General features: G+C 46.5%; 5 protein-coding genes and 2 pseudogenes. 1 reads left to right on the forward strand and 6 read right to left on the reverse strand.

The genetic code is table 11. From position 1 onward, the window contains the following. Window positions 1-10: 10 nt before the first annotated feature. From C6Y40_RS14830 to C6Y40_RS14850, 5 genes are all read right to left on the reverse strand, one after another. On the reverse strand, window positions 11-3,145 hold the full coding sequence (locus C6Y40_RS14830; protein WP_105935259.1) for an efflux RND transporter permease subunit: 3,135 nt from the start codon (window positions 3,143-3,145) through the stop codon (window positions 11-13). Further along, complete coding sequence (locus C6Y40_RS14835; RefSeq protein WP_105935260.1) at window positions 3,142-5,142, reverse strand: efflux RND transporter periplasmic adaptor subunit; 2,001 nt, start codon at window positions 5,140-5,142, stop codon at window positions 3,142-3,144. The genes C6Y40_RS14830 and C6Y40_RS14835 overlap by 4 nt, the downstream gene beginning before the upstream one ends. Next, on the reverse strand, window positions 5,142-6,503 hold the full coding sequence (locus tag C6Y40_RS14840) for a TolC family protein (RefSeq protein ID WP_044447421.1): 1,362 nt from the start codon (window positions 6,501-6,503) through the stop codon (window positions 5,142-5,144). The genes C6Y40_RS14835 and C6Y40_RS14840 overlap by 1 nt, the downstream gene beginning before the upstream one ends. After that, window positions 6,503-7,018 carry a DUF411 domain-containing protein gene (locus tag C6Y40_RS14845; RefSeq protein WP_044447419.1) on the reverse strand — a complete coding sequence of 172 codons (516 nt, stop codon included), beginning with the start codon at window positions 7,016-7,018 and terminating at the stop codon, window positions 6,503-6,505. The genes C6Y40_RS14840 and C6Y40_RS14845 overlap by 1 nt, the downstream gene beginning before the upstream one ends. Window positions 7,019-7,117: 99 nt before the next feature. Then, window positions 7,118-7,477, reverse strand: coding sequence for a hypothetical protein (locus C6Y40_RS14850; protein ID WP_105935266.1), 360 nt, complete (start codon window positions 7,475-7,477; stop codon window positions 7,118-7,120). A gap of 226 nt (window positions 7,478-7,703) precedes the next feature. Between C6Y40_RS14850 and tnpC the strand changes: the two are divergent. After that, window positions 7,704-8,576: pseudogene (tnpC, locus tag C6Y40_RS14855) on the forward strand (IS66 family transposase); the annotation flags it as partial. A gap of 37 nt (window positions 8,577-8,613) precedes the next feature. Here tnpC and C6Y40_RS14860 read toward each other — a convergent pair. Beyond that, window positions 8,614-9,876: pseudogene (locus tag C6Y40_RS14860) on the reverse strand (IS3 family transposase); the annotation flags it as partial.

Consider the following 9,876-nt stretch of genomic DNA (forward strand, 5'->3'; position numbering starts at 1 on the left):
CGACGCATAACTACCAATTACTCATCGTTTTGAGCTGCTGTTTTCGCCATATTAAATAAATGGCTGGTAAAATAAGTAGCGTCAATAAAATCGCACTGACCATCCCGCCCACCATGGGCGCAGCGATACGACTCATCACTTCAGACCCCGTACCTGAGCCATAAAGTACCGGTAATAGTCCGAATATAATGGTTGCGGTCGTCATCATGACTGGCCGGACACGCAAACCCGCGCCATGCAATACGGCTTCGGTTAGCATTCCTACGGTGGGTTTGATACCGTCCATTTTGCATTTGTCGATTAACGCCTGGTACTCATGATTCAAGTACACCAGCATAATGACGCCAATCTCGACAGCGACCCCGGCCAATGCAATGAAGCCAACGCCCACTGCCACTGAAAAGTTAAACCCCTCTAAGTACATAAGCCAAATACTACCGACCATCGATAAAGGCAACGTTCCCATGATGATCGCTACTTCAATAAAATTGCGGAAGTTGAGGTATAACAAGATCACGATAATAGCTAAAGTCAATGGCACTACATAGGTTAATTTTTCTTTTGCCCGCATCATATATTCATATTGTCCCGACCACGTTATGGAGTATCCTGCAGGCAATACCAGCTCCTCACTGACGACCTGCTGCGCCGCGACGACATAAGAGCCAATGTCTACGCCATCAATATCCACATACACCCAGCCATTAAGGCGTGCATTTTCACTTTTAATGCCTGGGGGACCATCTTCAATATACACATCCGCGACATCAGCCAACGCAATGCGTTTGCCTTGTGGTGTGACAATAGGCAACAATGACAATGATTCAGGTGATGAGCGATATGATTGTGGATATCGAATATTCACTGGGTAGCGCTCTAATCCTTCGACGCTCTGTGTAACATTCATTCCTCCAATCGCACTAGAAACAACTTGTTGAACGTCTGCTATGTTGAGACCATAGCGAGCGGCCCGTTCACGTTGGATATCGACTTTGACATAACGCCCGCCGGCAACGCGCTCTGAATAAACGGATGCCGTGCCCTCAACATCTGAAAGTATCGTTTCAATTTGTTGACCAATCTTTTGAATTTCCATAAGATCTGGACCTCCAATCTTGATGCCAACGGGGGTCTTAATACCGGTAGCCAACATATCAATCCGCGTTTTAATTGGCATAACCCATGCGTTCGTTAACCCCGGCAAATTAACCACAGCATCAAATTCTTTGATCAGATCCTGTGTCGTCATGCCTTCACGCCATTGATCTTGAGGTTTTAATTGTATAAACGTTTCTATCATTGTTAATGGCGCAGGATCGGTTGCCGTATCGGCTCGGCCGACCTTGCCAAACACCGTTTCGACCTCAGGAACGGTCTTGATCAGTTTATTGGTTTGTTGCAATAACTCGCGTGCTTTACCTATCGAAATACCGGCATAAGTCGTCGGCATATACATTAAGTCACCTTCATCAAGCGGCGGGATAAATTCGCTACCGATCTTATCAATTGGCCAAAGCCCAATTCCCAGTACAATAACGGCGACCAGCATGGTCAACTTGGGAAAACGTAATACCGTTTTCAGTGTTGGCATGTATAAAAACGTCAAGAACCGATTAACAGGATTCTTATGCTCCGCAAGTACTTTACCGCGCACAAAGTACCCCATCAAAACTGGCACCAAGGTGATAGCAAGCGCTGCGGAAGCGGCCATCGCATATGTTTTGGTGAATGCAAGCGGCGAGAACATCCTGCCCTCTTGCGCTTCTAGCGTAAACACTGGTACGAAACTAACGGTGATGATCAACAAACTGAAAAACAGCGCAGGTCCGACTTCAGACGCTGAATCCATGACGACCTGCCATCGATTTTCTTTCGTCAGGGGGGTTCGCTCCATATGCTTATGCATATTTTCGATCATGACAATGGCCCCATCGCTCATTGCACCAATAGCAATAGCGATCCCCCCCAAGGACATGATGTTCGCATTGATACCTTGCATATACATCACGATGATTGCCGTGATGATTCCGACAGGAATACTTATAATTGCGACCAACGAAGAGCGTACATGAAATAAGAACGCGATACACACTAGGGCAACGACGATAAACTCTTCTACCAGTTTAGAGGCCAAGTTATCTACCGCCCGTTCAATCAAAGCTGAGCGATCGTAAACCGTGACGATTTCGACGCCATCCGGCAATCCTTTTTTAAGATCGTCGAGTTTAGCTTTGACTCCGTTAATGGTTGTTTGAGCATTTTCTCCAAATCGCATAACAACGATGCCGCCTACGGTTTCTCCTTCGCCATTCAGCTCAGCGATACCCCTGCGCATTTGAGGACCTAATTGCACATCCGCGATATCCCTAACCAACAGCGGCGTACCATTTTCATTCACGCCGAGAGGGATCGTTTCGATATCTTGTTTGCTTGAAATATACCCTGTCGCCCTGACCATATATTCAGCCTCAGCCATTTCAATAACAGATGCGCCAACTTCTTTGTTGCCTCTTTTGATGGCCGTTTGAATATGCGATAGCGGGATCCCATAAGCCCGCAGTTTTTCAGGATCAACTTTAACTTGATATTGCTTTACCATACCGCCTAGCGCAGAAACCTCAGAGACACCGGGAACGGTTTGCAGTTCGTACTTGAGAAACCAATCCTGCAGACTACGTAGTTGTGATATGTCGTTTTTGCCTGTGCGGTCAACCAATGCATACAAGTAAACCCAACCCACACCCGTTGCATCTGGGCCTAATTGTGGCCGAGCATTTTCAGGCAAATTGGGAGCAACTTGAGACAGGTATTCTAATACGCGGCTTCGGGCCCAATATAGATCCGTGCTGTCATCAAAAATGATGTAGACATATGAGTCGCCAAAGAAAGAATAACCCCTGACTGTTTTAGCGCCTGGTACCGACAACATCGCTGTTGTAAGCGGATAAGTCACCTGATCTTCAACCACCTGAGGTGCTTGTCCAGGGTAACTCGTCTTAATGATGACCTGGACATCAGATAGGTCGGGCAATGCATCAATTGGTGTATTCTTTATCGTGAATAAACCACCGCCGATAATAATTAAGGTCGTCAGTAATACGAAGAAGCGGTTGGAAACTGACCATCGAATAATAGCAGCGATCATTCGTGTGCTCCTCCATGGTTGCTATGATCCATCGAAGCATCTTGGCTTTCAGACTGAATGCTCAGGATCCTAAAGTTGCCGTCAGTGATCTCAAACGTAAATGTAATGTCAGCACCGACCGTAAATTGGCTGATATCGATATCGTCGCTCAAGGTAAAGTCAAGAGTTGCCGCAGGCCTATCCCACTTTGGGATCGCTTCACGTGAAATATTGACTACACGAGACTGCGTATTGATGGCATTAATGGTGCCTGTCACCATTGCGCTTTGCGCTGAACTTGGTTCTGCTGATTTTACATGGATGGTTGTTACCAGATAGTCGCTATCACCGGTTTTGGTGATTTCAATATGCAAATCCATACCAGCTTTCAACTGTGATAAATCGATAGTGTCAGCAACAAAGAAATCCATTGTCATCGCGGGCCAATCCCACGCTTCAATTGCTCCGTGGTCAAGATTTAGCATTTTGTGTGAGGGCATAACCGAATTAATCGTTGCTTCAGTCCATATAGTGCGTCCATTTATCGTCTGTGTATCAGCATTGTCGTCAATGATATGCACCGTCGTTACCACATACTGACCATCGTTTTCTTTACTAATTTCAATATGCGCCCCCATACCTTGCCGCAAACTCGTTAGGTCTACGTGGTTAGCGACAGTAAAATCCATTGTCATTTCTGGCCAATCCCATTCACTGATGGCGCCATGGTTCACTGTTATCATGTTATGTGAGGGCATAACATCGGTGATGGTGGCTTCGGTAAAAACCGACGACGGGAGTGCACCAGGTGCTTCCATCCGTTTAAAATCTGAACTGATACTGCTTTCTGAATCGAGTAAAAAGTGTGCCGAGGTGACAATCTGATCCCCGTCGATGAGACCTGTAGTAATCTCAGTGTAGTCCTCTACCACTCGACCTACATCTACGGCAATGGACTTGAATTGCCCGTCACCCAACGCCAAGACAACACGATCTTGCGTGCCGGTTCTGATAACCGCTTCTGATGGCACAAGAACGTTGTCTGAGTCAAAGTCTGAATGTATTGTGATCTGGGCAAACATGTTCGGCTTAAGCGCGTAATCGGCATTTTTAAAGCGTAACCGAACCCGTAGCGTTCGAGTGCTCTGTTCAAGTGTGGGGTAGACGTAATCAACCTCACCCTCCCATGTTTTGCCGGGTAAAAAATCTAACGTCATTGTGACGGGAAGTCCAACAGTGACTTGCGCGGATTGCCGTTCAAAGATTTCAGCATCAACCCACACCTCATCCAACGCACCAATGGATAGGAGGGTATTGCCTGGCTTGATAAAGAATCCTTCGCGGATATTTAAATTGTCAACAAACCCGGTTTGCGGTGCCGAAAAAGTGATCGTTTGACGAACTTTTTTGCTCGATATTAAGGACTGAATCGCTTCATTTGGCATTTGCAACGCATCTAACCGCGACCGAGCAGCATTGATCAAATCGTCGCTCCCGCGGCGCATCGCGATCAGCAGCTCTTCTTGCGCATTGACCAATTCTGGGGAATAGAGCGAATACAATGGTTCGCCTTTTTTGACATACTCTCCCGAGGCTTTCACATGCAGTGTATCTACCCAACCTTCAACGCGTGGGTGGATATGTATCAAGGTGTCTTCATTGTATTGCAAATAGCCAACCGTACGAATAGGGACATGCAGCGAGCGGCGTTGAACCGATGCTGTTCTTACCCCTAAATTATTAACTACATTGGGTGATATGCTAATGGTTCCCGGACCTTCATTACCTCCGGTGCTCTCCTCATAAACGGGGACGAGATCCATTCCCATCGGAGATTTACCCGGTTCATCACGACGGTAATTGGGATCCATCGGTGCCACCCAATAGAGTGGCTGGGGTTCTGTGCTTTGCCCTGCTGCGTTAGATGGTGCATCAGAAGGAAGTAGGGATGTATATGCTAACGCAGTCATTGCACCGCCGATAACACATCCTAAAATAATGGCTTTCGTGTTATTCATTATTGTTCTCCGAATTGAGTCTTGGAAATACCTGCGGTGGTATTGAAATAATAATTAAGTCGAATGTTTGTTCTGACGAGATCCACATCGATATCCAATGCATCAATACGCGCATTCAAATCCGCGATACGCGCGCGAGCAACTTCGGCGAAATCGCCGTCATCATTGGTGTAGGCATTCAAGGACGCATCTGCTTGTTCTTGCATTTGTGCTAATAACTCGTCGTTGTATAACGATTGCCTGTCAGTTAAACGTTCTCGCTCAGCGTATAACGACTGGATGGCAGACATCATTTCGCGCAGTGCGAGTAACTTGTCAGTCTTTATGGCTTCTGATTGATTTACGGCTGCAGAGACTTCTTTGTCTTGACGGTTTTCAGTAAAAATAGGTAAATCAAAACTAACACCGACTGACAAAAAATCAGCTCGACTTGCACCTGCCGGGGTATCATCGCGAAAAGCGTAACTGGCATTTACGCCCCATTGGGGTTTGTATTTTTCTTTAGCTAACTCAACCCCGGTTTGACTCGCTCTGATACGTTGATTAATGGATAAAATATAAGGGTGATCTGCGAGTATTTCCGCGAGCTGTTGTTGGTTTTTCCTTTTTACCATTAACAACGTGTTGTCAGTGATTTTTGCAATGGCAGGTAATGTATTAGGCAACTGCAACGCGCTAAATGCATCAAAGCCAAGTTGGCGTGCAGACTGCTGGTTTTTTAGGATCCATTCCAATAACTTACCTGTGGCGCGTTCTTCCAGTGCTTGTAGTTTTGTTAATCTGTCTTCTAACCGCGTCAATTCTAACTTTGCCCTAATGATGTCTTGCTGTCGCACGCGTCCAAGGGCGGTCGCATAATTCGCTTTGGCAATGTCACTGAGTTGCTCAAACAATGCCCTATCTTGATGGATTAGCTTAATACTCTGCTGCGCGCGATAAATTTCAAGCCAAATATCAGAGACCTGCACACGTGTGCGGGCGATGCGATCAGCACGCATTAATGGGTGCTCGGCGGCTTGCTCTCTTAATTGACGAGAACGAATATCTAACGAATCCCCTCTGGGGAACATCTGCGAAACCCCTGCCTTAAGTTGCGTCATGGGTTCTTGATCGAATGCGAATCCATCTGTTGGTAAGTTCGCCAAACCAATATTAACTACCGGGTCCGGCAAACTAGCGGCTGCCACGCTACTTGAAACAATGGCTTGCTCGCGATACTCACTGCCTACAAGCCAAGGGTCGTTGTTAATCGCGATTTCAACAGCCTGCTCCAATGTCAATACCGACTTGGTTTGACTTTGGGCGAGCCCAGTATTCAAAAGCGTCATTAGTACAATGACATGAAATGAAAAGCGTCTCATTAGAATTGCTCCTCATAGGTATTAACTTCGGCATAAGTGGTTGCGCTGCCATCGTCATTGAGTTGCAGAATAAGATAAGGACGAAATTGATCACCGACTTCCATACCAGGTGAGCCAATTGGCATAGCCGGCACACTGAGTCCGATGGCGCCTTCAGGTATATTGTCTAAAAATTGCTGAATGAATTTTGCTGGAATGTGACCTTCAAAAACAAAACCGCCTGGGGACAATGCCGTATGGCACGAACGGTAATTAGGCGCAACACCATATTTGTCTTTAATTCGAGACATTAACGTAACATTGGATACGTCTGCGTCGAACCCGTGCTCTTCAATATGGTTCACCCACTTTTGGCAACACTTACAAGAACGGCTTTTGTAGACTGTTAAGGACGTTATCGGGGATTCAGTCACTGCCTCTGAATCGTTATTTATCTGTGTTGCGTCGGTACATGCTGATAAAAACAGTGCAAACACCAAGGCTATCCACATCGAGCGATGCGTAATAATTGACATAATTACTTTCTCATTTCTATTGTTTAAATAAATGGCTTGCTACGAACATTCGACTAACAAGCGATATCATTGCCCGGATTCTAGACGGACTTATCCTGCTTAAATGAGAGAGTGTTTCGGAGGGCGCTGCAATCCACCTAAAAAGATTTGGTTTAGGTTTGGGTTAAGAGACTGAATACTCAGCGACACGCCATCGGGTGACGAATGAGCTTGACTAGAGAGAAGACCAATATGAAACATCGCCATTGGACAACAGCAATCTTGCTGACAACAATCATCCATATCATCGCTTTGCGAGTGTTTCATCATGTCATGAGCGCTGTGCATATCGTGAGATCCGAGATCCATCTCCGCTGCCATTTCGTCACTGCATGGCATTTGCGCAAATGCAAATGACTCAGTCACTTGCACACTGAGCAATGCAATCACAATAATTATGTGAATGAAGGCGCTTTTCACGGTCTCGTCGTTCCTTGGTGTTTGACAGACAGCAGTCAATGACTGTTTATTAATTGTTGCTGATGTTAGCACCATCGCCTGACAACCAGATTACCCCTACATTACAATTCGGTAATATAAACAATTGTAACCGTTCAGCAGGGCCCTATTGACAGCTAAATATATTTATTTTCAGTGATCTCTTGGATCCTATTGATTGATCCCCCCAGTCTGTCAAAGTGACTTCATGCCACGTAAAAAACAGCTATCAAAGCCGCCCGCAGTCGATAACTTAGATGATGCAAAATTGGTTATTCAAGCACTCTGGGACAGGCTAAATGACCTCGAAGACCGACTGAATCAAAACAGTCGTAACTCGTCGCGTCCGCCATCGTCTAATGGGCCGGGGGCGTCCTCTTCTGCGCCAGCTAAAAAGCCGACAGGCCGTAAGCGTGGTGCGCAATCCGGTCATAAAGGTAGCAAGCGGATGTTAGCCGAGAGCGTTGATGAAACCCTGACGTACTATCCCGATGATACGTGTGATTGCGGTGGTACTATTACTATCAGTGATTCACCGTATCGCCGCCATCAGGTTTTTGATATTCCTTCTCAGGCTTTCTCTGTGGTTGAACATCAGTTACATCAGGGTCAGTGTTGTCAGTGCAGCAAAACGGTAAAAGCAACGCTACCTGACAACGTGAATCAGGGACAGATGGGCAATAACCTGCTGGCATGTGTGGCAATGCAGTCCGGTCAGTTTCACCAGAGTATCAGTAAAATCCAGCAACAGCTCGAACAGAACTTCGGCTTATCGTTCAGTCGCGGTGCTATCTCTGAAGCGCAGGGCCGGGTTAGTTCAGTACTGACGCCAGCGTATCAGGATATCAAAGAGATGATGCGCACTAATGCGGTGGTACACTGCGATGAAACCCGTCATCAGCGTGGCAACGAAAACCGTTGGATGTGGCAGGTCTGCACAGCAGAGTTATCATGCTTCATGACCCACTTCTCACGCGGCGCCTGGGCGGCAAAGAAATTACTGGGTGATAATCCAGAAAACATTGTAGTTACCGACCAGTATGCCGGTTATCATTACATTGATACTGACCACCGACAATTGCGGCGTTTTTCAAGCTAGTTGTCACCTTTAAAGCGTTTTAAGCCGCTTTACTTTCGTTTTTCTCATTCACCCCGCGGGTTGGGTTTAATGTAGTTGGCCCAACTGGCTCGCAGTTTCGTATCTTGCGTTTTCCCCAGCGGCTTGGATTAGCTTGCTTTGCCAGTTCCAGGCGAGACTGTCTGTTCGCTAGTATCGATTTATCTTGTCCCGTGTGGCGCTGATGCGGTGTGACAAACCTAAGTTGACTGTGTTTGTGTTCATAGTTATACCAGCGCGTAAACGTTAACACCCACCGCCTTGCTTCTTCTAGACTTTTGAACCCATGAGAAGGCCAGTCTGGACGATATTTGCAGGTCCTAAACAGTGACTCCGCAAAGGGGTTATCGTTACTCACTCTGGGTCGACTGTATGATGTCGTTACACCCAGTTCATACGCTTTTGCTCGCATCGTTTGCGACTTCATGGGTGCACCATTGTCTGAATGCAATACCACACCAGTATATAACGCATTTTCATGTATCAGCGTGCGTTGCAGTAGTTCAGCTGCATACTCACCCGATTCACATTCATAGACCTCGGCACCCACAATTTTACGACCGAAAATGTCCTCTAACATATAGAGGTAGTAAAACTGCCCGCGTACCACGCTGGGTAAATATGTAATATCCCAACAGAACACTTCACCAGGCCTGTTAGCAACGAACGTATCCGGTAACTTATTGGCATTCGGCGCCATGCTACGCCCACGGTGATGAAGTTGATTATGCGCTTTTAACACCCGATAAAAACTCGACTCCGACGCATAATACACGCCCTCATCAAGCAACGTGGGCACAATCTGTGTAGGCGGCAAACTTGCAAAGCGCGTTTCATTACTCACTGACAATATCATCTGCTGTTCCGCTTCCGACAGCTTATTAGAGGGCGTCGGACGAACGGCTTCAGGGCGTTTATCGGCCTGAATAATACCGCGCTTAAACCACCGTTTATAAGTTCTGAGGCTAATCTCAACTTCTTCACACGCCAAGCGCAATCGAGCGCCGGCTTGTTTAGCGTCTCGAATTAACTTCACTAATTCCGTGCGCTTTGAGATCGAGGTTAATCGTCCTCGTTGTCGTTCTCCCAAAGCGCATCCAGCTTTTTTCTCAATACCAACAATGCGGCTGTTTCTGCCAGGGCTTTTTCTTTTTCACGCAATTCACGCCTGAGCTGTTTAATTTCTTTTTGGTCAGTCTTGCGCTGGCGTTTGACTGTCAATTCTTGCTCGCGTGTTTGGCCAAAGCCTTGTAATGACGCTGAT

It is taken from the genome of Marisediminitalea alba, from assembly GCF_002993365.1.
Classification (GTDB): Bacteria; Pseudomonadota; Gammaproteobacteria; order Enterobacterales; family Alteromonadaceae; genus Alteromonas; species Alteromonas alba.

Coding starts and splice junctions, on each gene's coding strand:
- C6Y40_RS14840 (WP_044447421.1), bottom strand. CDS start 6,503: ATGAGACGCTTTTCATTTCATGTCATTGTACTAATGACGCTTTTGAAT.
- C6Y40_RS14830 (WP_105935259.1), bottom strand. CDS start 3,145: ATGATCGCTGCTATTATTCGATGGTCAGTTTCCAACCGCTTCTTCGTA.
- C6Y40_RS14845 (WP_044447419.1), bottom strand. CDS start 7,018: ATGTCAATTATTACGCATCGCTCGATGTGGATAGCCTTGGTGTTTGCA.
- C6Y40_RS14835 (WP_105935260.1), bottom strand. CDS start 5,142: ATGAATAACACGAAAGCCATTATTTTAGGATGTGTTATCGGCGGTGCA.